The 25,080-nt window shown below is 63.0% G+C and carries 23 protein-coding genes; 11 read left to right on the top strand and 12 right to left on the bottom strand.

What is annotated here, in order from left to right:
- Positions 1-63 precede the first annotated feature (63 nt).
- Positions 64-1,794 (top strand): DUF885 domain-containing protein, encoded by a 1,731-nt coding sequence (locus G4G27_RS09720; RefSeq protein ID WP_183113135.1) that lies wholly within the window; start codon positions 64-66, stop codon positions 1,792-1,794.
- A 57-nt stretch (positions 1,795-1,851) separates the two neighbouring features.
- Here G4G27_RS09720 and G4G27_RS09715 read toward each other — a convergent pair whose 3' ends face one another.
- Positions 1,852-2,682 carry a p-hydroxycinnamoyl CoA hydratase/lyase gene (locus G4G27_RS09715; RefSeq protein WP_183113134.1) on the bottom strand — a complete coding sequence of 277 codons (831 nt, stop codon included), beginning with the start codon at positions 2,680-2,682 and terminating at the stop codon, positions 1,852-1,854.
- A 164-nt stretch (positions 2,683-2,846) separates the two neighbouring features.
- Between G4G27_RS09715 and G4G27_RS09710 the strand changes: the two genes are divergently transcribed.
- Entirely contained in the window at positions 2,847-3,458 is a 612-nt protein-coding gene (locus tag G4G27_RS09710) for an NAD(P)-dependent oxidoreductase (RefSeq protein WP_183113133.1), read from the top strand.
- Positions 3,459-3,664: 206 nt separating this feature from the next.
- On the opposite strand, the gene G4G27_RS09705 is transcribed toward G4G27_RS09710, so the two are convergent.
- From G4G27_RS09705 to G4G27_RS09690, 4 genes are read right to left on the bottom strand one after another with little or no spacing between them, the layout of a single operon-like run.
- The gene (locus tag G4G27_RS09705) at positions 3,665-5,095 is read right to left on the bottom strand and encodes an aldehyde dehydrogenase family protein (protein WP_183113132.1); all 1,431 of its coding nucleotides are present in this window, start codon (positions 5,093-5,095) and stop codon (positions 3,665-3,667) included.
- A 24-nt stretch (positions 5,096-5,119) separates the two neighbouring features.
- Entirely contained in the window at positions 5,120-5,941 is an 822-nt protein-coding gene (locus G4G27_RS09700) for a glutathione S-transferase family protein (protein ID WP_244624626.1), read from the bottom strand.
- Between the two features lie 22 nt (positions 5,942-5,963).
- Positions 5,964-6,785, bottom strand: coding sequence for a beta-etherase (locus tag G4G27_RS09695; protein WP_183113131.1), 822 nt, complete (start codon positions 6,783-6,785; stop codon positions 5,964-5,966).
- Positions 6,786-6,812: 27 nt separating this feature from the next.
- On the bottom strand, positions 6,813-7,565 hold the full coding sequence (locus tag G4G27_RS09690; RefSeq protein ID WP_183113130.1) for a glutathione S-transferase family protein: 753 nt from the start codon (positions 7,563-7,565) through the stop codon (positions 6,813-6,815).
- Positions 7,566-7,959: 394 nt separating this feature from the next.
- On the opposite strand from G4G27_RS09690, the gene G4G27_RS09685 reads away from it, so the two are divergent.
- The 4 genes from G4G27_RS09685 to G4G27_RS09670 are packed head-to-tail and all read left to right on the top strand — an operon-like array spanning position 7,960 to position 11,668.
- Entirely contained in the window at positions 7,960-8,628 is a 669-nt protein-coding gene (locus tag G4G27_RS09685; RefSeq protein ID WP_183113129.1) for a glutathione S-transferase N-terminal domain-containing protein, read from the top strand.
- Positions 8,629-8,640: 12 nt separating this feature from the next.
- On the top strand, positions 8,641-9,063 hold the full coding sequence (locus G4G27_RS09680; protein WP_244624625.1) for an acyl-CoA thioesterase: 423 nt from the start codon (positions 8,641-8,643) through the stop codon (positions 9,061-9,063).
- Between the two features lie 16 nt (positions 9,064-9,079).
- Positions 9,080-9,946 carry a CmcJ/NvfI family oxidoreductase gene (locus G4G27_RS09675; RefSeq protein WP_183113127.1) on the top strand — a complete coding sequence of 289 codons (867 nt, stop codon included), beginning with the start codon at positions 9,080-9,082 and terminating at the stop codon, positions 9,944-9,946.
- Positions 9,947-9,997: 51 nt separating this feature from the next.
- Complete coding sequence (locus G4G27_RS09670; protein ID WP_183113126.1) at positions 9,998-11,668, top strand: GMC family oxidoreductase N-terminal domain-containing protein; 1,671 nt, start codon at positions 9,998-10,000, stop codon at positions 11,666-11,668.
- A gap of 248 nt (positions 11,669-11,916) precedes the next feature.
- On the opposite strand, the gene G4G27_RS09665 is transcribed toward G4G27_RS09670, so the two are convergent.
- Positions 11,917-12,741, bottom strand: coding sequence for a helix-turn-helix transcriptional regulator (locus G4G27_RS09665; protein ID WP_183113125.1), 825 nt, complete (start codon positions 12,739-12,741; stop codon positions 11,917-11,919).
- Between the two features lie 116 nt (positions 12,742-12,857).
- Between G4G27_RS09665 and G4G27_RS09660 the strand changes: the two genes are divergently transcribed.
- The 3 genes from G4G27_RS09660 to G4G27_RS09650 are packed head-to-tail and all read left to right on the top strand — an operon-like array spanning position 12,858 to position 15,579.
- Positions 12,858-13,733, top strand: a complete 876-nt coding sequence (locus G4G27_RS09660) for a 3-keto-5-aminohexanoate cleavage protein (protein WP_183113124.1) — start codon at positions 12,858-12,860, stop codon at positions 13,731-13,733.
- 23 nt (positions 13,734-13,756) lie between these two features.
- Positions 13,757-14,686 carry an SDR family NAD(P)-dependent oxidoreductase gene (locus G4G27_RS09655; RefSeq protein WP_183113123.1) on the top strand — a complete coding sequence of 310 codons (930 nt, stop codon included), beginning with the start codon at positions 13,757-13,759 and terminating at the stop codon, positions 14,684-14,686.
- Positions 14,683-15,579: an SDR family NAD(P)-dependent oxidoreductase gene (locus tag G4G27_RS09650; protein WP_183113122.1), complete on the top strand. Its 897-nt coding sequence runs from the start codon at positions 14,683-14,685 to the stop codon at positions 15,577-15,579. The genes G4G27_RS09655 and G4G27_RS09650 overlap by 4 nt, the downstream gene beginning before the upstream one ends.
- A 34-nt stretch (positions 15,580-15,613) precedes the next feature.
- Here the strand turns inward: G4G27_RS09650 and G4G27_RS09645 are convergent, their stop codons facing one another.
- Together G4G27_RS09645 and G4G27_RS09640 are read right to left on the bottom strand one after the other, a co-directional pair.
- Positions 15,614-16,237 carry an alpha/beta hydrolase gene (locus tag G4G27_RS09645; protein WP_183113121.1) on the bottom strand — a complete coding sequence of 208 codons (624 nt, stop codon included), beginning with the start codon at positions 16,235-16,237 and terminating at the stop codon, positions 15,614-15,616.
- 72 nt (positions 16,238-16,309) lie between these two features.
- On the bottom strand, positions 16,310-17,716 hold the full coding sequence (locus G4G27_RS09640) for an aminomethyl transferase family protein (protein ID WP_183113120.1): 1,407 nt from the start codon (positions 17,714-17,716) through the stop codon (positions 16,310-16,312).
- A 181-nt stretch (positions 17,717-17,897) separates the two neighbouring features.
- Here G4G27_RS09640 and purU point away from each other — a divergent pair, with 181 nt between their 5' ends.
- Together purU and G4G27_RS09630 are read left to right on the top strand one after the other, a co-directional pair.
- Positions 17,898-18,758 (top strand): formyltetrahydrofolate deformylase, encoded by an 861-nt coding sequence (gene purU, locus G4G27_RS09635; RefSeq protein WP_183113119.1) that lies wholly within the window; start codon positions 17,898-17,900, stop codon positions 18,756-18,758.
- A gap of 4 nt (positions 18,759-18,762) precedes the next feature.
- The gene (locus G4G27_RS09630; protein ID WP_183113118.1) at positions 18,763-19,161 is read left to right on the top strand and encodes a VOC family protein; all 399 of its coding nucleotides are present in this window, start codon (positions 18,763-18,765) and stop codon (positions 19,159-19,161) included.
- A gap of 344 nt (positions 19,162-19,505) precedes the next feature.
- Here the strand turns inward: G4G27_RS09630 and G4G27_RS09625 are convergent, their stop codons facing one another.
- The 4 genes from G4G27_RS09625 to G4G27_RS09610 all read right to left on the bottom strand — a co-directional run bounded on the left by G4G27_RS09625 (position 19,506) and on the right by G4G27_RS09610 (position 25,059).
- A complete protein-coding gene (locus tag G4G27_RS09625; RefSeq protein ID WP_183113117.1) occupies positions 19,506-20,270 on the bottom strand; it encodes a glutathione S-transferase family protein in 765 nt (254 codons plus the stop codon).
- A gap of 45 nt (positions 20,271-20,315) precedes the next feature.
- Positions 20,316-21,188, bottom strand: a complete 873-nt coding sequence (locus G4G27_RS09620) for an amidohydrolase family protein (RefSeq protein WP_183113116.1) — start codon at positions 21,186-21,188, stop codon at positions 20,316-20,318.
- Positions 21,189-21,273: 85 nt separating this feature from the next.
- Positions 21,274-22,788: an aldehyde dehydrogenase family protein gene (locus G4G27_RS09615; RefSeq protein WP_275944106.1), complete on the bottom strand. Its 1,515-nt coding sequence runs from the start codon at positions 22,786-22,788 to the stop codon at positions 21,274-21,276.
- A gap of 102 nt (positions 22,789-22,890) precedes the next feature.
- Positions 22,891-25,059, bottom strand: a complete 2,169-nt coding sequence (locus G4G27_RS09610) for a PQQ-dependent dehydrogenase, methanol/ethanol family (protein ID WP_244624624.1) — start codon at positions 25,057-25,059, stop codon at positions 22,891-22,893.
- Positions 25,060-25,080 lie beyond the last annotated feature (21 nt).

Below are 25,080 nucleotides of genomic sequence, written 5' to 3'. Positions count from 1 at the left end.
GGGCTGGCGCGGCGCGCGCCAACCTGCCAGCATCATCGCCATCAGCGAATCGAGAGGATTTCCATGCGTGTGACATTGCTGGCCGGCATCGCGGTGCTGGCGCTGGCGGCGTGTTCGCCGTCGACCACCGTGAGCAACACGACGACCGAGGTAGCGCTGCCGACAACCAGTTGGGCGGGCTTTCGCGACGCGTTCGTCGAGGGATGGTTCAAGATCGATCCGGGCAACGCGGTCTATCAGGGACGGCATGATTTCGATGGCGGGCTGGCCGACTGGAGCGCCGCCGGCCTGAAACGTCAGGGCGATTTCCTGCGCGACGCGATCGTCAAGGCGCGGGCCTTCGATACGGCGAAGATGACCAAGCAGGACGCGTTCGAACGCGACTATCTGGTCGGCGTGGCGCAAGGAAAATTGTTCTGGCTGGAGGATGCGGATCAGCCGCACACCAATCCGGCCTGGTATGTCGGCGGCGGGCTCGACCCCAATGTCTATATCGCGCGCAACTATGCCGATGCGCCGACACGTATGAAAGCGATGATCAAGTTCCTGCGCCAGGTGCCAGGAGCGGCGGCCAATATCCGCGCGAATCTGAAAACGCCGATGCCGCTCTCCTATCTCAATTATGGCGTCGCGGGGTTCAACGGCTTTGCCGATTATTATTCCGGTGACGCCAAAAAGGCCTTTGCTGGCGTGCAGAGCCCGGCGCTGCAGGACGAGTTCGATCAGGTCGCCGGTGCGGCGTCGAAATCGATGAAAGATTTGGCCAACTGGCTTGAAGGCCAAAGGGGCAGCGCGACGCAGGACTTCGCGCTCGGCGCCGACAAATTCTCGCGCATGATCAAGATGACCGAAGGCGTCGACGTGCCGCTCGATCAGCTCGAGGCGGCGGGCCGGGCTGACCTCAAGCGCAACCAGGACGCGTTGAAGGCCGCTTGTGCGCAGTTCGCGCCGGGTGCGACGATCATCGCCTGCATGGCGAAGATGAACGCCAACAAGCCCGAAGGCGGGCCCGTGGCGGAGGCACGCAAGCAGATCCCGCTGCTGAAAGCGTTCGTGATCGAGAAGGACATCGTCTCGATTCCCGACAACGAACAGGCTTTGGTGGAAGAAAGCCCGCCCTATAATCGGCAGAATTCCGCCTATATCGACCCGCCCGGGCCGTTCGAGAAAGGTATCCCGTCAATCTATTATATCTCCCCGCCTGACCCTTCATGGACCAAGGCGGAGCAGGACGGCTTTGTGCCGGGCAAGATGGATCTGCTGTTCACTTCGGTCCACGAAGTGATGCCGGGCCATTTCCTGCAGTTCCGCCACGCCAACGCTTCGCCGTCGCTCTTCGGCCGGCTGTTCGTCGGCTATGCCTTTGCTGAAGGCTGGGCGCATTATGCCGAGGAGATGATGTGGGACGCCGGCCTCAACAATGGCGACCCGGAGACGCATATCGGTCAGCTGTCCAACGCGCTGCTGCGCAATTGCCGCTATCTGTCGGCGATCGGCCTGCATGCGCGCGGCATGACGCAGGAACAGTCGCGCAAAATGTTCATCGACGAATGCTACCAGGACGAGGGTAACGCCAAGCAGCAATCGGCACGCGGCACCTATGATCCTGCCTATCTCAACTACACGATGGGTAAGTTGCTGATCCGCAAGCTGCGTGACGATTGGGTCGCGACGCGCGGCGGGCGCAAGGCGTGGAAGGCGTTCCACGACGAGTTCCTGAAATATGGCGGACCGCCGATCCCGCTGGTGCGCCAGGCGATGATGGGCGAACCGACCGCGAAGGCGGTGTTCTGACGCACATTAGAACGGAGGCCTGGCGTCGAGATGACGACGCCAGGCCGGCCGCAAATCTCAGGCCTTTGTTCTTTCCTGATCATAGGCGCCAAGCCCGGGCTTGTAGCTTTTCTCGTCGATGAACTGGCGGATGCCTTCCTTGCGTCCTTCGGTCTTGTCGTGGAAGTTGGCCGCCTCCTGCATGCGGACGAGATAATCCTCCGCCTCGTCATACGTCATCGTCCCGACGCGGCGCACCGCGTCCTTGGCGAATTTCAGCGCGACCGGGTTCTTCTTGATCAGTAATTCGGCGACCTCGCGCACGCGCGCTTCGAGCCGGTCTAGCGGGACGCTCTCATTGACCAGCCGCCACTCCGCCGCTTTTTTGCCGTCGATCAGTTCGCCGGTCAGCGTCATCCACATCGCGTCGCGCATCGACAGCAGATCGACCACGACCTTGGTCACGCCGCCACCCGGCAGGATGCCCCAGTTGATCTCGGACAGGCCGAACTGTGCCTCGTCCGCCGAGATGGCGAGATCGCACGAGAAAAGCGGGCCGAAGCCACCGCCGAAGCACCAGCCATTGACCATCGCGATGGTGGGTTTCTGGAACCAGCGCAGCCGGCGGAACCAGCCATAGCTTTCGCGCTGCGACTGGCGCACGCCGCGCAGGCCCAGCGCCTCGGTCTCGCGGAAATATTCCTTGAGATCCATGCCCGCGGACCATGCCGTCCCTTCGCCGCTGAGCACTAGCACGCCGACATCGTCGCGGAATTCGAGCTCGTCGAGCACGTCCATCATCCGCCGATTAAGCGTCGGGCTCATCGAGTTGCGCTTCTCCGGCCGCGCAAAATAGACCCAGGCGATCCGGTCCTCGACCCGGTACGATACTACATCCTTGTCACTCATCGCTCGGTCTTCTCCAACGGGCCGCACCACGCATCCTCGATGCGCTGTGCCGGCACAGATTTCACACGCGGACCGGGGACGCCGACTTGCACATCCTCGCCCCTGCTATATTGTACGCCAGGCGCACAATAACGCGAGTCTTGCGCGAGGCAAGGGAGAGCATGATGAAGATTGCGATTATCGGCGCCAGCGGGAATGCCGGCACCCGAATCCTGACCGAAGCACGGCGCCGTGGCCATGAAGTGACCGCGATTGCGCGCCATTCCGGCCCGAACAATGGTGATACCGGCGTCAACTGGAAGACCGCCGATCTGGCCGACCCCGACGCGATCACGGCGGCGCTTGCGGGACATGAGGTGACGATCCTGTCGGTGCCGTTCCGTACGACCGACTTCGACCGCGCTCTTGACGGTATCCGTCGCTCCGGGGTCGGACGGCTATTGGTGGTTGGTGGTGCCGCGTCGCTCGAAGTGGCGCCGGGGCAAGTGCTGCTCGATACGCCTGACTTTCCAGACTTCATCAAGCCCGAGGCCGAGCCCGCACGTCAGGCACTGAACCGGTTACGCGAAGAGGGCGCGCTCGACTGGACCTTCCTGTCGCCGTCGATGATGTTTGGCCCCGGCGAGCGGACGGGAAAATTCCGGCTCGGCACCGATACGTTGCTGACTGCCGAAGACGGGCAGAGCCATATAAGTTACGAAGATTATGCCATCGCGCTGCTCGACGAGGTGGAAACGCCGCGCCATTCGCGTGCGCGCTTTACCGTTGGTTATTGATCCCGGGGGTTCAGACCCCAGGCTTGACCGCCCTGCAACCCTTTATTCTTGCCCGGCGAAGGCCGTGGCCCAGTCGGAATGTCCGAGATAATGAAGCGCAGCGACAGTTATCACCCGCTTCGCTACTGGGCCCCCGGCCTTCGCCGGGGAAGGACAAAATTGCGCAGCGTGCGGGATGTCCGCCCGCTGCGCCTTTCGGATCAGTTTCAGTCCTCCGGAAGCTGGCCGATCACCGACTTGACCTCAAGGAACTCCTCCAGCCCGAACTTGCCGAATTCGCGGCCATTGCCCGACTGCTTATAGCCCCCGAACGGCATGTCGAAGGCAAGCCCGCCCGCGTTGACGAACACCGCACCGGCGCGGATCTTGCCGACCATCTTTTTCGCCCGTGCCGGGTCGCCCGCGATATAGGCGCCGAGTCCATAGGGCGTGTCATTGGCGATCCGCACCGCATCGGCATCATCGTCATAGGGCATGATCACCAGCACCGGGCCGAAGATCTCCTCTTTGGCGATCGTCATGTCGGGGGTCACATCGGCGAAGACGGTCGGCTTCACATAGAAACCCGTTTCCTTGCCCTCGGGCCGTCCGGTGCCACCGGCGACGAGCGTCGCGCCCTCATCGATGCCCTTCTGAATCAGGCCCTGGATGCGCTGCCACTGGCTCGCATTGACCACCGGACCGATATGATCGCCCTCGACCAGCGGCTCGCCGACCTGCTTGGCGGAGAACATCTGCCCGACCTTTTCGGCCGCTTCGTCATGTTGCGAGCGATGGACCAGCATCCGCGTCGGCGCGACGCAGCTCTGGCCCGAATTGAGCAGCACGCCGCCGACTCCGCCGGGCAGCGCCTGATCGAGCGGGGCACCCTCCAGGATGATGTTGGGGGATTTGCCGCCCAACTCCTGCGCCACGCGCTTGACCGTGTCGGCGGCGTTCTTCGCCACCAAGATTCCGGCTCTGGTCGAGCCGGTAAAGCTCACCATGTCGATATCGGGATGTTTGGCGAGCGCAGTGCCGACACCGGCACCATCACCCTGAACCAGGTTGAACACGCCGGCCGGTACGCCCGCCGCGTCCATCACCTCGGCGAAAATCGCGGCCGAGCTTGGTGCTTCCTCCGAGGGTTTCAGGATCATCGTGCAGCCGGCGGCGAGGCATGGTCCGACTTTGGCGACGATCTGGTTCATCGGCCAGTTCCACGGCGTGATCAGCGCGACGACGCCGATCGGCTCGCGCACCACGGTGTTGGCGCCGATCTTCTCGGCGAACTTGTAATCCTTGAGCGCCTGCAACGCATGGCCGAGATGGCCCATGCCCGAACCTGCTTGCGCGGTCTTGGCGACCGAGATCGGGCAGCCCATCTCGGTCGCTATCGCCTCGGCGATATCGGGCACGCGCTTCTGATATTCCGCGATCACGCGTTCGAGCAGCGCGATCCGCTCCTCGCGGGTGGTCTGCGAGAAGCTCTCGAACGCGCGCCGCGCGGCGATCACGGCGGCATCGACATCCTCAGCCGTGCCGAGCGTGATTTCCGACGCTGGCTGCTCGGTCGCGGGGTTGATCACTTGCAGCTTGCGGCCGCCGATGCTGTCGACCCAGCGGCCGTCGATATAATGCTGTGGGTAGCTCTTCATGATATGGTCCTCGATAGGGAAGATTCAGGCGGGGATCAGACCCAGCGCAATGTCGGTGGCGGGCGTGCCCCATTTGTCGCGGGGCGGCATCGGTCGGTCGCTCCATGGCGGATCGAGCGTGAAGCTCGACACGGCGCGCCCCTCGGGGATGCGTCCGTTTCCGCCGCCCCGCGAATAATCATAATAGAGCGTCATCAGCTCGCGATGGCCGTGATGCCGCTGCACCACCGGATGCGTCAGGCTTGCCTCGCGCCAGCGCAGCACGCGGGTCAGATGCTGCGGCACCTGATAGGTTTCGTAATATTCCAGGAACGCCAACCGCTTGAACATCGGCGCGAAGGCGACTTCGGCCCAGCCGAATTCGTCGAACAGGAAATCGCCTTCGGGTGCGTAATAGCGCAGGAAATCATCGAGCCGGGCATATTGCGCATCGACCTCGGCGGCGTGTTCATCGCGCTCGGCGGCGTCACGGTTAAGGATCATGCGATAACCCGCGCCGGTGAACTGGCCATCGGTCGCGCACAGCATCGCCTCGACCGCATGCTCATATGGGTCGCGCCGCGCGACCGGGCGCTCGGGAAAGCGATCCTCGAAATAACGCATGATCACCATGCTCTCCTTCAGCGTCTCGCCATTGTCGAGTTCGAGCGCGGGGAGGGCGGTGGTGCCGCGAGTCTTGCGCAGCAGCCAGTCGGGGCGCGGCTTCGATATGTCGATCTCATGATCGGCCATGATGCCGTGCAGCCCTTTGAGATCGAGCAGCAACTCGACCCGTTCGGAAAAGGGGCAGCCCGGAATATGATACATTCTCAGCTGGCCATCGGCCGGCTCTTCACTCCAACTCATCGATCGATCCTTGTCGATTGTGTCACGCCGCTTTTACCGGCTCGGGCAATGGTGTCGTGCCCGCGCCGCGATTGATCGGCGCCGGCGCGGTGCCGGTCGCCAGATTCAGGAACGGTTCGGGGTCGCCCTCGCGCAGTTCAAGCCCGAACAGGCTGTGCATGCCCGGATGCCGACCCAGCCCGCCATAGAGATCGAATCCGCGGTCGAGCCAGTCGCGCAGCGGGTCGTCCGCAGTGAGTGGCGGCGTGGTTGCGACGGATCCCGTCCAGAGAAATACAGCAAGCGCGGTATAGTCGGCGAAATTGGGCGTATCGCCGCCCAGCCATGGCGTTTCGCGCAGCAATTGGCGCAGCGGCTCGAGCGTCGGCGGCACCAGTGGCAGCCGGTCCTCGCGCCCCGCCTGCACCTCTTCCAGCTTGCGGCCACCGAGGAAGATGTTCTCGCGCGTGGTGCGGACATATTCATGGTCCTGCGGCAGCGAGAGGTCATGATAATCGAGGATGTAGCAGCGAAACCAGGGCCCGATCGCGGTGCGCCACAGCCACCCGTCGATGAACTTGGTCAGCGCCTTCATGCTCGGGCCTTCGAACAGCATCGGGCGGTCGGGATAGGTCTCGTCGAGATATTCGGCGATCACCCAGCTATCCAGCACCCATTTGTCGCCATCGACGATCGCGGGCAGCCGCTCGGAGCGTCCGCCGGTGCGTTCGAGGATGCCGGTGAAGCCGCCGGGTACGATGTCCACATCGAGGCCCTTGTGCGCCAGCGCATATTTGGTGCGCCAGACGAATGGACTGATCGTGCAGCCCGAGGCGAGCTGAAGGTCGTAAAGCGTAATGGCCATGATATTGGATTCCGTATGCGCGCGGGTTCAGGCGGTCTCGGCAGGCTCGCGCGGCGCCATTTCGGTCTTCGATTTGGCGAACATCGCCTGGACGGCGGGGCGCGCGTTGATCCGTTCGATCCAGGCGACCAGATTGGGCGTTGCCTGTGTATTGACGATATCGGCAAAACCGAATTGCATGCCGTTGGCGATCGCGAAGTTGCAGATATCGGCCAGCGTGTAATCATCGCCGGCGAGCCACCGGCTCTCCGCCAGCCGCGCCTCCAGCCGATCGACCGAGACGCGGATCTTGCGCATCTCCTCCTCGAGCGTCGCCTGCGGGAAACCGGCGCGGGCGTTGCGCCATTTGGCGCGCTGTTCGGCGACCGGGATGCGCGCGACCTTGTCCTCGAATTCGGCGTCGGAGAGCTGGCGCGCTTGCGGACCGATCATCCGTTCCCAGCCGATCGTCGAGACGCACCAACAGAAATATTCATCGACCCATTTGGTCCATACCCGCATTTCCGCAATGGCGACGGGATCGGCCGGGCGCAGCGCCGGCGCGTCGGGGAATGCGTCCTCGAGATACTCGCAGATCACGGTCGATTCGGTGATGATGTGCCCGTCATGATCGAGCGCCGGAACCTGGCCGCGCGGGTTGATCTTCTTGAACCATTCCTCGTGATGCTCGAACCGTTTCGGGTCGACGAAGCGCGGGGTGAAATCCACGCCCTTTTCATAAAGCGCGAGCAACGGCTTAAGCGAATTCGCCGCCGGTCCAAAGCTGTACAGGGTCAACATGCGGGCATCATTCCTCTCCGGATCGCGCGATTACGCGTTGCCGATGGTGGGTGGCCCGGCCGGTTCGGTGCCGCAAGTCGTGTCGCTATACTATCAGCCGGACTAACTGGCCCGGAGGCGAGTCCGTCTGAGATCCCAGCTCCCGTTCGCCCTGAGCTTGTCGAAGGGCATGCGCAGCGCTTGGGCTTCGACAAGCTCAGCCCGAACGGAGGGTGGTACATTGATCTTGCTTGAAACCGCGCCAACCTGTCACTCCTGATGATAGCGCCAGCAGTCGCCTTGCCGCGTGCGTGGTACTTTGCTTCATCGATGGCGTGGGCATGGCAGGTCGAAGCGACCGCCATGCGATACGCGGTCGCCCCCATCGCGGGTTGCCGAACCGGAGAGGGATCAAATGCTCGAATTGCTGACGTCCGAGACACCCAATGGTTGGAAAGTCGCGATCCTGCTCGAAGAGCTGGGCGAGCCGTACAAGGTCACGCCGATCTCGCTGACCAACCTTGAACAGAAACAGGACTGGTATGTCGCGCTCAATCCCAATGGGCGCATCCCCACCCTGATCGATCATGACGCAGACGATTTCGCGATCTTCGAATCCGGCGCGATTCTGATCTACCTCGCCGAGAAGTTCGGCCGTTTCCTGCCCGCTGAGACCAAGGGACGCAGCCGCGTGATCCAATGGGTGATGTGGCAGATGTCGGGCCTTGGGCCGATGATGGGGCAGGCGACCGTCTTTAGCCGTTATTTCGACGAAAAACTGCCCAAGGTGATCGACCGTTACGTCCGCGAGAGTCAGCGGCTGTTCGGCGTGCTCGACGCGGCGCTGGCCGACAACGACTATCTCGCCGGCGATTATTCGATCGCCGATATGGCATGCTTCCCCTGGGTGCGCGGCCATGACTGGGCCGGTGTCGACATGAGTAGGTTTGCCAATCTCAAGCGCTGGTTCGATCTGATCGCGGCGCGGCCGGCCGTGCAGCGCGGGTTGCTCGTGCCCACACCGCCCAGCGCGGAGGAAATGGCGGAGAAAACCACCCGCCAGGGCAAGAATATTCTCGCCTGAGCCGCGCGGGTGATGCCCTTCCTCACGCGCCGCGTCCGCATCGAATGGGGCCAGTGCGATCCGGCCGGGATCGTCTACGCGCCACGTTATTTCGACATGTTCGGGGAGAGCACGATCCTGTTGTTCGAAGCCGCAGGCTTGCCGCGCAAGCGTGACATGCTGCGCGAGATGGGCGTGGCGGGCTTTCCGATGGTCGATGTCGCGGCGCGTTTCCTGCGCCCGACCGCCTATGGTGACGACGTGACGATCGAGAGCGCCGCGCCAGTGTTCGGCAATGCCAGCTTCACGGTCGAGCACCGGCTGCTGCTGGATGATGTGATCTGCGTCGAGTGTACCGAGAAGCGCGTCTGGACCGTGCCGGCGACGGACCGTCCCGGCGGCCTGAAGGCGGAGCGCGTGCCCGATACGATCCGGGCATTGTTCGCGCGAAAATAAAAGAAGGAGAGGGACCATGGCGACGACATTGAACAGGAGCACGGCGCCGGCGGCGATCGACACGACGATCGATTATCTGATCCCGACTTCGCGCATCAACCGCCGTTTCTGGGCGCCGGGCAAGGAATATAACACCGGCATGTACCAGCCCTATCCGGTCACCATCCGCAACGCGCGGCTGGCGCCCGAACCGATGACGCTCGACACGCATGGCTTTTGTATCTCACGCCGGCCGAGCGGGATCAGGGACTTTCGCGACCAGGCCGAATTGAAGCGCGACTATCCCGCCGAGGTGGAGGCGATCGCCAAGGCGCTGACCGGTTGCGACCTGGTGGTACCGATGGGCGGTCAATTGCGTTCACCGATCATCTCCGGCAGCGGGATCCAGCCGCCCGCCGCCGAGGCGCATGTCGATTTCAACACACCCTCCGCAAACCGTCTCGCCAAGGCGGTCTACGAACGCAACATTCCCGACGGACCCGGTTATAGCCGCTTCATCGCCTTCAGCCTGTGGCGCACTTTCTCCGAGCCGCCGCAGGACTGGCCGCTGGCGCTGTGCGAATTCGCCAGCGTCGGCGACGATGACGGCGTGCCCAACGTCAAGGTCGATGTCGACGAGATTCCGCAAGGCGATGCGCTGTTCGCGCCGATCGAGGGCGAGGACGAAATGATGGCCGCCACCATCTTCCGCCACAACCCGGCACATCGCTGGTGCTATTATCCGGACATGACCGTGGACGAGGTGATCTTCATCAAGTTCCATGACAGCGACCATGACCGCGCATGGCGCGCGCCGCATACCGCATTCCACGACACCGGCCGGCCGGACGCACACACCCGCGAGAGCTACGAGTTCCGCGCGCTGGCCTATTTCACGCGATAAAACCCCGACTTGGGGACCGGTTTTCCACCGTCATAAAATCGGAGAGAATTCATGACAGCACCGTTCGACATAGAGGCCGATTATATCGTTGTTGGCGCCGGCAGCGCCGGTTGCGTGCTGGCGAACCGCTTGTCGGCCAACCCCGGCAACCGCGTGCTGCTGCTTGAGGCGGGTGGCGACGATCGGCCGTTGAAAGAGCCCGGCCAGTTCATATCCAATATGCTGATCCACACTCCGATCGGCTTCGGCAGGACGCTGAATGATCGCAAGGTCAACTGGATGTACGAAACCGAGCCCGATCCGGGAACCGGGGACCGCGTCCATAAATGGCCCAAGGGCAAGGTGCTCGGCGGTTCGTCGTCGATCAACGGTCTGCTCTACGTCCGTGGCCAGGCTCAGGACTTTGACGGCTGGCGCCAGATGGGGTGCACGGGCTGGTCGTACGACGACGTGCTGCCCTATTTCCGCCGCGCGCAGAATCAGGAGCGGGGCGAATGCGATATTCATGGCGCCGGCGGCCCGCTGAATACCGCCGACTTCCCCGAGCATAACGAAGTCAGCCAGGCACTGCTCGACGCTTGTGTCGAAGCCGGTATTCCCTATTCGCCCGACATCAACGCGCGCGACCAGGAAGGGGTCAGCTGGTTCCAGCTGACCACGCGTAACGGCCGGCGCTGCTCGACCGCGGTTGGTTATCTTCACCCGGTTCAGGGACGCGCCAATTTGCGCGTCGAAACGCGCGCTTATGCCCGGCGCATCCTGTTCGATGGCAAGACCGCGATCGGTGTCGAATTCGAACAGAATGGCAAGATCGTGCGCGCCCGCGCCAATGCCGAGGTCCTCCTGGCGGCTGGCGCGGTCGAATCGCCCAAGCTGCTGGAGCTGTCCGGCATCGGCCGTGGCGACGTGCTGCGCGAACACGGCATCGCCTTGCTTCACGAAGCGCCGGGCGTCGGCGAGAATATGCAGGACCATTACATGATCGGCGCGCAATGGGCGGTGAAGCCGGGCCATCACACCGTCAATCAGATGGCGCATGGCTGGGGGCTCGCGAAGGAGATCGCGAAATATGCGATCAACCGCACCGGTCTGCTCAGCTATGCGGTCGCGCATCTCGTCGCCTTCACCCGGACGCGGCCCGAACTTGCCAGCCCCGACGTGCAGCTTCATTTGATGGCGGCGTCGGTCGACCTGCAGAAGCTGAACGACCATCAGGCATTCGATCTGGAACGCACACCGGGGCTGACGTGCACGCCGTGCCAGGTCCGTCCTGAATCGCGTGGCCATATCCATATCGCCTCCGCCGATCCGACAGTTTATCCGCGGATCGTCCCGAACTACCTCTCCGATCCGATCGACCAGGATGTCGCGGTGGCGCAGGTGAAGTTGATCCGCAAGGTGATGAGCCAGCCTGCGATCCGGCCCTATCTGGTGTCCGGCGACGATCCGTTCGGCGACACCGATGATTCCATGCTGGGTTATGCGCGCATGGCGGGGTCGACGCTCTATCATGTCGTCGGGACATGCCGGATGGGCACGGACCCAGGCGCGGTGGTCGATCCGCAATTGCGCGTGCGCGGGATCGATCGGCTACGCGTCATCGATGCGTCGATCATGCCCCGGATCGTCTCGGGCAATACCAATGCCGCGACGATCATGATCGGCGAACGCGCCGCCGACCTGATCCTTGGCACGCAATTACCGGCTGCGCTGGCGTCTTAGGGGCGACCAGCGTTCGATAAAACCCGTTCGCCCTGAGCTTGTCGAAGCCTGCCCTGAGCGCCTGCCTTGGCAGGCAGTCGAAGGGGGGCGTTCTTCTTTCTTCCGCCGTTGGGAAAGAAAGAGCGGTGGTTGGCCTACGGCCGCCTTCGGCCCGACAAGCTCAGCACGAACGGGTGAGAGGATTGTTCTGCTATGATCGTCGATACGCTGAGTTGCGCGACGGTCCCGTCCGCCGTCAGCTCGCCTTGTCAGGCGGTCACCCGTTTCGCCAGTTCCGCCAGCCTTTCGGCGCTGATCGCGTCGATTGGCGCGAACAGGATCAGGCGCTGGCCGGGCGCTCCCTCGACCGCATAGGAAGTGTGCCGGAAACCTATGTCCCCGACGCCGGGCATGGTGGCCTTATTGACGTGTTCGAAATGCGCCAGGATTTCCGCTTCCTGCCAGCATTCGGCAAATACTTCCGATTGTTCGAGCATTTCGGCAATGATCGCGTCGAAAATCTCGGGTTTCGAGGTGCGGCTATAATCCCATTTGAAGCGCGCGGTGAGCCGCTGGGCCATTTCGCGAAAATGCACGGGGTCCTCGCGGTAACGATCGCTCAGCATCAGGATGCGGAACAGGTTGCGTTCGGTGCGCGGCATCGTGCCGTAATCGCGAAAGGCGCGCGCGACGAGGGTGTTCCATCCGATCACCGTCCAGTCCTCGACGATGACCAGGGCCGGGATCGACAGGCTGTCCATCAGATGCTGTGTGGCCGGGCGGATTTCCTCGTCGATCTGGGTTTCGAGCGGGGGTGGGCGATGCTGCGCCAGCGCGAAGAGAAATTCGCGCTCATTGCCGTCGAGCCGCAAAGTGCGGCCGAGCCGCTCGATCATCGGCACCGAAAGCTGGACGTCGCGACCCTGCTCGAACCAGGTATACCAGGTGACGCTCATCCCGGCGAGCGTCGCCACCTCCTCGCGCCGCAGCCCGCGCGTGCGCCGGCGCTCGCCCGGGGGCAGGCCGACATCGGTCGGGGAGAGCCGGGCACGCGCGCTTTTGAGAAAGCGGGTCAGTTCTTCGCGGTGCGCCATGGCGTATCCAGTTACTTTCAATAATGGCAGATGCAGCGGCCTGTCCGGCCATCGTGGTGTGTGTAAGCCTCTCCCCGACGCCGATACCATAGCGGACGGTGGAGAGGAGAGCGAGCTTGGCTGACAAGGTCTTCATCACCTGCGCGGTGACAGGTAGCGCCAAGATGCCGGCGCACCCCGATTTTCCGTTCCGGCCGGCCCATGTGGCGGCCGAAGCGCTGGCGGCGGCCGAGGCCGGGGCGGCGATCATCCACCTGCATGTGCGTCATCCCGAAACGGGCGAACCATCGCAATTGCTCGACGATTATCGCGAAGTCGTCGGCCTGATCCGCGCGAAGAATGACGAAGTGATCCTCAACGTCACCACCGGTCCGGGCTGCACCTGGATGCAAAGCGAGGAAGATCCGGCGGTGGCCGGTCCGGGCACGCTGATGTTCACCGCTGAACGGCGGCTCGAACATATTCTCGATCTGAAGCCCGATATCTGCACGCTCGATATATGCACGATGCAGCTGTGGGGCGGCGTCGCGATCAACCTCGATCCGATGATCACCAGGATGGGGCACATGATCCAGGATGCCGGCGTGCTGCCCGAAATCGAATGTTTCGAGGCAGGCGATTTCGTGTTCGCCGATGATCTGATGGCGAAGGGCGCGCTGCCGAAGAATGCGCCATTCTCGTTCGTGCTGGGCACAAAATATGGTCTTCCCGCGACGCCCGAGGCGATGATGTACGCGAAGAACCAGATTCCGCGCGGCGCGCGCTGGACCGGCTTCGGGGTCAGCCGCCATTCCTTTCCGATGGCGGCGCAAGCGGTGCTGCTCGGCGGCAATGTCCGTGTCGGGTTCGAGGACACGGTGTACCTGCGCCGCGAGCGCCAGGCGAAGGACAATGCCGATCTGGTGCGGTGGGGTGTGGAGATCATCGACCGGCTCGGCGGCGACCTCGCCAGCGTCGCCGAAACACGCGCGATGCTCGGCCTGCGCACCTGATACTTTCCTTCAAGGACCATGACATGACGACAACACCCATGGCCGATGTTAGCGGCCGGACCGCCTTCATCACCGGTGCCGCGAACGGCATCGGCCTCGGCATCGCGCGCGCTTTGGTCAAGGCGGGCGCGAACGTCGTGATTGCCGATATCCGCGATAGCGCGCTGGCCGAGGCAAAGGCGTCGCTCGGCTCTGACGATCAGGTCGAGACGGTCCAGCTCGACGTGACCGATCGTGCCGGCTTCGCCCGCGCCGCCGATCAGGCCGAAGCGCGCTTCGGCAAGATCCACATGCTGATCGGCAATGCCGGTGTCGGCGTGATGGGGCCCGTGATCGATGCGCGCTACGACGATTGGGATTGGGGCATGGGGGTCAATCTCGGCGGGGTGATCAACGGCCTGGTCACAATCCTGCCGCGGATCAAGGCGCATGGTGAGGGCGGGCAGATCGTCACCACCTCATCGCAATCCTCGCTGATCCCGATCCCTTATTCGGCGATCTACACCGCCGCCAAGGCAGCGGTGCTCGGTCTGTCCGAGGCTATCCGAGGCGAACTGGCGCCGGAGAATATCGGCGTCTCGGCCTTCATGCCGGGCCCGGTCCAGAGCAACATCGCCATGTCGGGCGAGCTGCGCCCCGAAGCGTATAAGGGCGACAGCGGTTACCGCGCGCGAGAAGAGGCGTTGGAGAAACGGCCGAACTCGCCGCTCTGGATGGAAGCCGACGAAGTGGGCGAGCGCGTCCTCGCCGGCATCCGCGCCAACGATCTGTACATCCTGACCCATCCCGAATTCGCGCCCGGCATGCGCGCTCGCTTCGACGCGATCCTCGCCTCCTTTCCCGACGAGCCGATCAACCAGCCTCGCGCCGACGGGATTTCGTTTTTGCTGGGCAATGTCGTGTTCGATGAACAACTCGCCCGGCGCAACGCCGCAAGGAAGGCCGTGAAATGACCAAGGTCGCAGGACGCACCGCCTTTATTACCGGCGGCGGATCGGGCGTTGCGCTCGGCCAGGCAAAGGTGTTCGCCGAGGCCGGCTGCAAGGTGGCGATCGCCGATATCCGCCAGGACCATCTCGACGAGGCGAAAGCCTATTTCGATGACAGTGATTTCGAGGTGATGGCGGTCAAGCTCGACATCACCGATCGCGCCGCCTATGCGCGCGCGGCCGATGCGGTCGAGGCGCAGCTCGGCCCGGTCGAACTGCTGTTCAACACTGCCGGCGTGTCGATCTTCGGGCCGCTGCAGAACGCGACCTATGACGATTGGGATTGGCAGCTGAACGTCAATCTGAACGGCGTGATCAACGGCATCCAGACTTTCGTGCCGCGCATGATCGAGCGCGGCAATGGCGGCCATATCGTCAACACCGCGTCGATGTCCGCCTTTGTCGCGCTCAAGGGCACCGGCATCTACTGCACGTCGAAAATGGCGATCCGCGGGCTTTCCGAATGCCTCGCGCTCGACTTGGCCGATCACGGCATCGGCGTGTCGATGCTGTGCCCCGGCGCGGTCAATACCAATATTCATGAAGCGGTACTGACCCGCCCGGCGCATCTCCAGAACACCGGCTATTATGGCGCGGACCCGGACGTGCTGGCGCATCTGAAAAAGGTGATCTCGGTCGGCATGGAGCCGGAAACGCTCGCTCGTTACGTCCTGAAAGGGGTCGAGGACGACCAGCTTTACATCCTGCCCTATCCCGAGTTCCGCGGTACGCTGGAGGAGATTCACGAGCGCGTGATGACCGCGCTCGCCCAGCCCGAGGACGATCCCGAATATGAACAGCGCGCCGCGCACGGTGTGCCCGGGGGCCAGAAGAAGAAGGAACCGATCCAAAGCTGATCGCGGCCGATACGGGGATCCGGCCTGCCTCGTCCTACCGCGCCTGCGCCAGCATCAGCGCAAGGAGCTGTTCGGGCTGGTCGGCCATGACGTCGTGACCGGCATCGGCGCGGTGGACTTCCCAGGCGGGGTCCGCTGCGACGCTATCATGGAAACCCATAAACGGGGTGGGCGACCAGCTTTCGGCAAAGACGTAGACGCGGCGGCCCACTTTCTCTTCCTCGCCAGTGAAACGCACCGGCTCGAGCAGCGTCAGCAACGGATGGCGACCCAGCCGCGGCGCTTCCAGCCCCGGTAGTGGCGCGACCAGGCCCGGCGTGTCGCGCTGGCCGTCGATATAATGGCGATGTTCGAATTCGCCGCTGATGTCCCATAGCGACTGACCATCCCGCGGCAGGAAGGCGTCGATATAGACCAAAGCATCGATCCGCGCGCCGAGCCGTGTCGCGACACCCGTCACCACCATTCCGCCATAGCTGTGGCCGGCAAGGACGAAACGATCGAAGCCCGCCGCCTCGATCCCGGCAACAACATCGGTGATATGGCGCGACAGGTCGATCGCGGGCGAGAGCTCATCCGCCCGCGCGCCGAGCCCGGTCAGCGCGGCTACGACGACGCGGTGTCCCGCGTCGTCGTAGCTCTTGCGCCAGCCCGTCATATGCCCAGCCCCCGCCCCAGGCGCCATGTACCAGGACATAGTCGGTCATCGGGGATCCTTCGCTCCTGGTCCTTATGCCGACTGGTGGGTGCGCCAGCCTTCCTGATATGTTTCGCGCGCGACGCGCGAATAGGGGACCGAACTGACGATCGCGCGAACCTCGATCTGCTTGTGCGGTTCGACCGTCGTCTTCCTGGTTCCGCCGTTTGGCTCGCCCCACACGACCTTCAATTCGGTGCCGACCGGGATGCCATGATCGATCGTCGCGAGGCTGAGCGCGCTCTTCTCGTTGAAGCTGTAGCCGGTGAACATTGACAGCCCGACGGTGCGGCCATCGGCATCGACCACGCGATCGTAATTCGACGAGGCATAGTTGGCGAGCGGGAGGTCGAAGAACTTGTACTGCTCGCCATCGGGATCGAACAGCGAGGCGAAGATTTTCGCCATGTCCTCGGCGTTCCAGGCGAGCGTCACCTTCTGGCGCTGCGTCGCCGGATCGATCTTTTCCAGAGCCTCGCGGCCATGGAATTCATGGTCGAACTTGACGAACGGACCATAGCCCAGTTCCCATGGATTGAGGTAATAATCCTCGATCTTGTCCGAGACGAAGCTGCCGCCGATCGACCCGGTCGCCTCGTAGCTGTCGGCACCGAGCCATTCGCGATACGCCTTCAGCTTGTCGCCGGTGTAGATCGCGGGAAGCGGGGAGGGGATCCAGCCCGATTCAAGCGTGTTGGAAGGGTAGGCGCGGCTGCCGCACGGTACGATGCCGAATTCCTTGCCCGCCTCCAGGATCGCGGCGCGGATTTCCTCCTGCTCCTCATACGGACCCCAGATTTCCAGGCCGGGCGCGCCCGACATGCCGTGGCGCAACGTCCGGACCTTGCGGCCGGCGATGTTCATCTCGCTCATGTTGAAGAATTTGAGCTGCTCGAGCGGGCCGCCATGCAGCTTCTCGATGATCTCCCAGGCCCTTGGTCCCTGGATCTGGAAGCGCCAGTTGACGCGCTTGACCGGCTTGCCCATCGGGCGCGACGGGCTGCGGTCGTCCTTCAGGATCTCGACGTCATAGCCGCCGGTCTCGGCATGGAACATCAGCCAGTTCGCCGCCGGTGCGCGGCCGACATAGACGAACTCGTTCTCGGCGAGATAGAACAGGATGCCGTCGCCGATGACATGGCCATAGGGCGTCGTCGGGACGTACTGCTTCGCCTTGTTGACGGAGAAGCCCTTCATCGAATTGATCGCGGTGTCGCTGATCAGCTTCAGCGCGTCCGGGCCGCTGATGAACAGGTCGACCATGTGGTGCGACTGGTCGAACAGGACCGCCGAATGCTGCCAGGCCCATTGCTCGGAGCGCCAATTGTGGAACTCTGCCGCCACGACGGGATAGACATAGGCGCCGAGTTGCGAGTTGCGCAGCAGCTCGACGGGGTTGCCCGCCTGTTCCAGCACGGTTTCGAGACTGCGTTGGGCCATCCATACTCTCCTATTTCCGTCCGCCGTATTCACGGTCGCCGGGTGTTGCGTGCACGCCGGGCGCAGCTGTCGCGCGGCGAAATTTCGGTTCGCCTTTCATACTAAAGTTTGTATGCAACGCAAACGAATTTCGCGCGAGGTCCGGTCATGGGCCCGTGCTGTGATCACGGAGGGGAGACCAATGTCCACCATATGCACGCTGACGCTGTCCTGCGACGATCAGCCCGGCATCGTCGCCGCAGTCGCCGGACTGATCACCGATCAGAATTGCAACATTCTGGAATCACAGCAATTCGGTGACGTGCCCGAAGGGCGCTTCTTCCTCCGTACTGTGTTCGAGCGGATGGAGGGTGCCTGCGATCTCGACGCGCTGCGCGCCGCCTTCACGCCGCTTGCCGAGCGGTTTGCGATGACCTGGAAGCTGCGCGACAATGGCGCACGCACGCGGGTGATGCTGCTCGTCTCGAAGTTCGATCATTGCCTGGGCGACTTGCTCTATCGCCACCGCATCGGCGAGCTGAACATCGATCCCGTCGGGATCATCTCGAACCACCCGCGCGAGGCGCTCAATCTCACCTTGCTCGGTGATATTCCTTATCACCACTTGCCGGTCACCCGCGATACCAAGCCGCAACAGGAGCGTGAGATCCAGCGGCTGGTGACCGAATCCGGCGCTGACCTCATCGTGCTCGCGCGCTACATGCAAATCCTGTCGGACGACCTTGCGGGCTTCCTGTCGGGACGCTGCATCAACATCCACCATAGTTTCCTGCCCGGCTTCAAGGGCGCCAAGCCTTATCATCAGGCCTATGAGCGCGGCGTGAAGATGATCGGCGCAACCGCGCACTACGTGACCGCCGACCTCGACGAGGGTCCGATCATCCATCAGGATGTCGAGGCGATCAGCCATTCGGACAGCCCCGACACGCTGGTCCGCAAGGGACGCGATATCGAACGCCGCGTGCTCGCGCGCGCGGTGCGTTATCATATCGAGGACCGGGTGCTGCTCAACGGATCGCGCACCGTGGTATTCAGGGACTGATCGCATGCCTGTCGAAGCGCTCGACCATATCAATATCGTGACGCGCGACCTTGATCGCGCCGAGGGCTTTTATCGCGACCTGCTGTCGCTGGAGCGTCGGGATGCGCCGCCGCCGCTGACCCATGCGACCGCGCGCTGGATGTACGACGCGGGCGGGCGGGCTGTGCTTCACCTCAACAGCCTCGATGCGCCGCGCCATGTCGATCGCGATATGGCGCCGGGGCCGACCGGCGCGCTGCATCATGTCGCGCTGCGCTGTACCGGTCATGATGATATTCTTGCGCGGATCGAAGCGATGGGGCTCGATCATCACCGCAACCATATCGCGGCGATCGGGCTGCGGCAGATCTTCGTGGCCGATCCCGATCAGGTGCTGCTGGAGCTGAACTTCTTCGGCGATTGAGGCTTTGGAGCAGCGTTTAATCCGATACACTCGTGCTGAGCGGAGATCGCTTGGGTTCGACGTGCAGGAGCCCGATCGACTCCGGGGATGTCCCATATCTCCTGAAACGCTGGTGCCGCCAAATATTGGCTGTTTGAATTTAAATATATGATATATAAAGAATTATACTGATTTCGTCTGAAGCGGCAGCCTGAGAAACGGGACGTTCCCGGTGTCCTATATCTCCTGCCGCTCAACCTCTCAGCTTTGTCGCGCGTCGTGATTCAACCATGGCATGGCATGTGGTCTGGTATCTTATGCCGGACCTGCACCGGCTCGCTCTTTCTTATCGTCGGACCCTAATATCAGCGCGCATGACCCGTCCAGGTGCGCAGCCCGGGGGCGGTGTGATCGGGCATGCCAAGTGCCGCGGCGACGCCGGGCCGCGCGGTCATCCGGTCACGCCAGGCGACCAAACGCGGTGTGCGCGTGGCGATATCCAGTTCCGGGAACATGCGTTCGACCATCATCCCGCAATGCGCGTAGAAGTTGATATCGGCGAGCGTGAACATCTCGCCGGCAAGCCAGTCGTTTTCGCCCAGTTGCGCTTCGACCTTGTCGACCGCGACCTCGATCTTGCGCGTCGCATTGGCGAGATCGGCCTCGCTGAAGCCCGAGCGCGCGGTTTTCCATTTCTCGCGCTGCTCGTGAAGCGGAATGCGCTCGACCAGTTTCTCGAATTCGCCGCTATCGACCCCGCGCGCAATCACGCCGACCATCCGGTGCCAGCCATGCATAGAGACGAAATTCATCACATGCTCGTCGATGAACTTGTTCCAGTATCGCATCCGCGCATTGCCCTCCGGCGTGTTGGGGCGCAGCGGCGGGGCGTCGGGAAAGGCATCCTCGAGATATTCGTTGATCACCGTCGTATGGGTGATGATCGTCCCGTCATGGTCGAGCACGGGGACTTGCCCTTCCGGGTTGATCGCGACGAACCAGGGCTGATGCTGTTCGAACTTGTGAAGATCGACATAGACGCTTTCGAAATCGAGGCCCTTCTCCTTCAGCGGGATCATCGACTTGAGCGAATTGGCGACCGGTTCGGCATGATAATATTTGAGCGTCATGGTTTCAGCCTCCAACGGTGATTCTGGTGAAGATGCGACGACCGATCACGCCAGCCCGAGCACGCGGATCGCATTGTCCTTCATGATCAGCGGCAGCACCTCCTCGCGGAACCCGGCCTCCTGCGCGGCGGCGAGCCATTTGTCGGGGCGGATTAACGGGAAGTCGCTGCCGAACATCATCTTATGTTTCAGCTGGGTGTTGGCGTACTGGATCACCTGTTTCGGGAAATATTTCGGCGACCAGCCGGACAGGTCGATAAAGACATTGTCCTTGTGCAGCGCCATCGACAGGCTTTCATCGGTCCATGGCCAGCTCGGATGCGCCAGGATGATCTTCATGTCGGGGAAATCGACCGCGACATCGTCGATCAGCATCGGCTGACCATATTTCAGCCGCACGCCGCCGCCGCCGCGCATGCCCGTGCCCATGCCCGAATGCCCGGTATGGAAGATCGTCGGCAGGCCGTATTCGGCGATCACTTCATAAATCGGATAGGCGACGCGATCCGCCGGGTGGCAATCCTGCATGATGCCGTGGAATTTGAAGCCTTTGACGCCATAATTCTCGACCAGGTCGCGTGCCTCGCGCGCGCCGTATTTGCCTTTGCGCGGATCGATCGAGGCGAAGGGGATGACGATGTCATCATGTTCGGCCGCCAGTTCGGCGATCTCGTAATTGCTCACCCGCTTGGCACCGATCCCGCTCTCGCAATCGACCGTAAACAGGCAGAATGCGATATTCTGTTCGCGATAATAGGCGATCGTCTCGGGAACGGTCGGGCGTTTGCGGTCCGCCTTGAAATAAGCGGATGCCGCGTCGAAGTATTTCGCCATCACCGGATCCTCCGGATCGTGGCACGACACCTCGGCATGGACGTGGACGTCGATCGCGACGACCTTGGTTGGATCGACGGGCATGGCCTCTCCTTTTGCCCGCCGCCTTTCGCGGCGGCGGGGTATGGTGTTCAGTCTTCTCGTTCGCGCCCGATCGGGCGCGTGACGGTCACAGCTTGATGATGACCGATTTGAGTTCGGTATAGGCCTCGACACCCTGACGTGCCTGTTCACGGCCCAGGCCCGATTGCTTGAAGCCGCCAAAGGGCAACGCGGGATCGATCACCGCATGGCAATTGCCCCACACAGTGCCCGCCCTGATCTTCGCGGCGAGCTTGTGCATCGCTGCGATATCGCGCGTCCAGATACCTGCGCCGAGCCCGAAGCACGTGTCGTTGGCGGACTTCGCTACCTCGTCGAGATCGTCGAAGCGCTGCGCGACCACAACCGGGCCGAAGATTTCCTCCTGCACCACGCTCATGTCGGGGCGCACATCGACCAGGACCGTCGGGTTGACGTAATAACCGCCGTCCGACGAGGGAGAATCCCCGCCGACCGCAACGCTGGCACCCGCTTTCTTGCCCGCGTCGATATAACCCATGACGCGATCGAATTGTTCGGACGAGACGAGCGGCCCCATATGGCCGGCCGGATCGAGCGACGGACGCGGCGCCCAGAAGGCGGCGGCGTTGGCGACGCCTTCGAGCAATTTGTCGAAGATCGAACGGTGTGCATAAAGCCGCGAACCGGCGATGCAGACCTGACCCGAATTGAAGAAGATCGCCCCCGCCGCACCCGGCGCGGTCGCCTCGACATCGACATCGGGCAGCACCACCACCGGCGACTTGCCGCCGAGTTCGAGCGTGACGCGCTTGAGCGTGTCGGTCGCGGTGCGGTTGATGATCTTGCCGACTTCGGTCGACCCGGTGAACGCGACCTTGTCGACATCGGGATGGCGGACCAGCCGGTCGCCCGCGGTGTGGCCATTGCCGGTAATGATGTTGATCGTGCCGGCGGGAAAGCCCGCCTCGGCGATCAGGTCGGCGAGGCGCAGCGCGGTGAGAGAGGTCTGCTCGGCTGGCTTGAGGATCAGCGTGCAGCCTGCCGCCAGTGCAGGCGCGATCTTGAGCACCGCCATCAGCAGCGGGAAGTTCCACGGCACGATTTGCGCGGCGACGCCGACCGGCTCGCGGCGAACGTAGCTATGGAATGCGCCACGCGGTGCCGACATCGGTTCGATCATCTCGCCCGAGAGCTTCGATGCCCAACCGGCCATATAATGCAGCATGCCGATTGCGCCCGGTACATCGACCGCCGCCGCCATGCCCTTGGGCTTGCCGTTATCGATCGCCTCGAGTTCGGCGAATTCTTCGGCGTGCCGTTCGATCAGGCTGGCGAGCTTGTGCATCATCCCTTCGCGCACGATCGGCGGCAGATCGGACCAGCGGCCATCGTCGAACGCGGTGCGCGCGGCGGCCACCGCGCGATCGACATCCTGGTCGCTTGCGTCGACGATTCGGGTGACTTCCTTGCCGCTCGACGGATCGATCACCGCAAGCGTCGCATCGTGCGAGGAATTGACCCATTCGTTATTGATGAACAGCTGCGGGCGACGGCTCAACGCCTTTTTCGCGCCGTCCGAATAGGCGTGCTGCGCATAGGAAACCTGGGTCATCTCGTTCATCGCATCTCTCCTGTCCATCGTGCGGCCCCGCCCTATGGCACTGGCGCCTTCACGTGATCCGATACGCTAAACAGTATCCCTTGGATACAGTTTAGTCCACCGTCAGCGTACTCCGACCGGCTTGTTCTTCAGCGCCTTATTCTCCAGCGCCTTGTCCTCATTGGCACGCTTGATGACATAAGCGCGGATCGTCTCGATTTCCTCCGGGGTCATCACCGACTGGAACGCGACCATACCATTGTCCTTGAGCGCGCCGTCATGGGCGATCTGACGCCATGTCGCGGCGTTGTTCAGAACGGCGCTGCGGCGCAGATCAGGCACGAGACTGCCGCCCACGGCGGCATCGCCGTGGCAGACGCCGCAATAGCGCGCGAAATGCTCGCCACCAGCGGCGATCACAGCCGGTGAAGCGGTCGATGGTGGTGGATCGAGTGGAGTCTTGTCGAATGGCGGGGCAGAGGGCAGGGTGCCTTTCGCGCCAAGTTTGAAGACGAGCAGCCGGCTGATGTTGCGGTTCGGTCCGCTCTTGTCGATCAGTACGCCCGGCGCCAGCGCCCAAACACCGCCCCAACCGGCAAGCACCGCGACATATTGTTCTCCATCGAGTTCATAGCTGATCGGCGCGGCGACCACGCCGGTCTGGGTCGCAAACGACCATAGTTTCCGTCCGTCAGTGGTTGAATAGGCGGCGAATTCGCCGGTCGCATTACCCTGGAAAACGAGGCCTCCGCCAGTTGCCAATATGCCACCATTCCACGGGCCCTTATAAGCGACGCGCCAGCGTTCCTTCTGCGCCACGGGATCCCATGCGATCAGCGCGCCGGTCGTTGCCGCCGCGGCCGCATCGCGAACCGCTGGGATCGCGGGCATCGCTGCCTTGCCCATATCGACCCCGACATTGAAGCCAAGCTTCGACGGCTTCCAGCCCGTTTCAGGGATATAGGGGAAAGCGGCGAGGTTCGCGGGAATGAACACCAGGCCGCTCTTCGGGTCGAACGCCATTGGCTGCCAGCTATGGGCGCCGGTCGCGCCCGGCGATCCGATAAACGGCTTGCCGGTCTTGTAATAGCGCGCCTCGGGCGTTTCGATCGGCCGTCCGGTCGCCATATCGACCCCGGTCGCCCAGTTCACGGGCACGAAGTTCTTCGCCGACAGGAGCTTGCCGTTGGTGCGATCGAGAACGTAGAAAAAGCCGTTCTTGGGCGCTTGCATCAACACTTTGCGCGGCTTGCCGTCGATCGTCAGATCGGCCAGCACGATATGCTGGGTCGCGGTGAAATCCCATGAATCGCCCGGTGTAGTCTGATAATGCCAGGCATATTGCCCCGTGCTCGCCTTGATCGCGACGATCGACGACAGATAGAGATTGTCTCCCTTGCCCTCGGACCGATAGGCCTGGTTCCACGGGCTGCCATTGCCGACGCCGATATAAAGCAGGTCGAGCGCAGGGTCATACGCCATCGCGTCCCACACCGTGCCGCCGCCACCCTGTTTCCAATAATCGCCGAACCAGGTCGATGCCGCCGCCTTGAGATAGGCGGGCTCGTTCGGTTCGGTGCCGGGTTGCGCAGGGACGGTGTAGAAGCGCCATTTCTGCTGGCCGGTCGCGGCGTCATAAGCGGTGACATAACCGCGCGCGCCGAATTCAGCCCCGCCATTGCCGATGAGCACCATGCCGCCGACCACGCGTGGCGCGCCAGTGATGGTATAGTTTTTGGATTGATCGACGGTAACGACACTCCATGCCGCCTTGCCGGTGGCGCGGTCGAGCGCGATCAGGCGCCCATCGAGCGTGCCGACAAAGATCCTGTCGCCCCAGGCGGCGACACCGCGATTGACCGCGTCGCAGCACGCCTTGACCAATGTCTCGCGCGGCACCTCGGGATCATAGGACCATAGCGGCTTGCCGCTTCGCGCGTCATACGCCTTCACCATGCTCCACGCGGTCGACACATAGAGCGTGCCATCGATCATCAGCGGCGTCGCTTCCTGCCCGCGCGCCGTGTCGAGATCAGCCGACCAGGCCAGGCCGAGCGTGCCGACATCGTCATGGTCGATCTGCGTCAACGGGCTGAAACGCTGTTCGTCATAGGTGCGCCCGGTCGATAACCACTCGCCCGGCGCGCCGGCGGCGATCCGCGCGCCATCCACGCCACCGGCCTGTACCTCGCCCGCGTCCTTTGGCCCCCCGCATCCGGCCACCGCCAGCGCCAGGGAAACCACCGCCATCAGCACTCCGATACCCGCGCGTTGCCGGTCGATCCGCATCATCCGCATCCTCTCAAGGACCGG

Source organism: Sphingomonas sp. So64.6b, assembly GCF_014171475.1.
In the GTDB taxonomy this organism is placed as follows: domain Bacteria; phylum Pseudomonadota; class Alphaproteobacteria; order Sphingomonadales; family Sphingomonadaceae; genus Sphingomonas; species Sphingomonas alpina_A.
The sequence above is the reverse complement of the archived record's forward strand: the minus strand, read 5'-3'. Positions and strand labels throughout refer to the sequence as shown.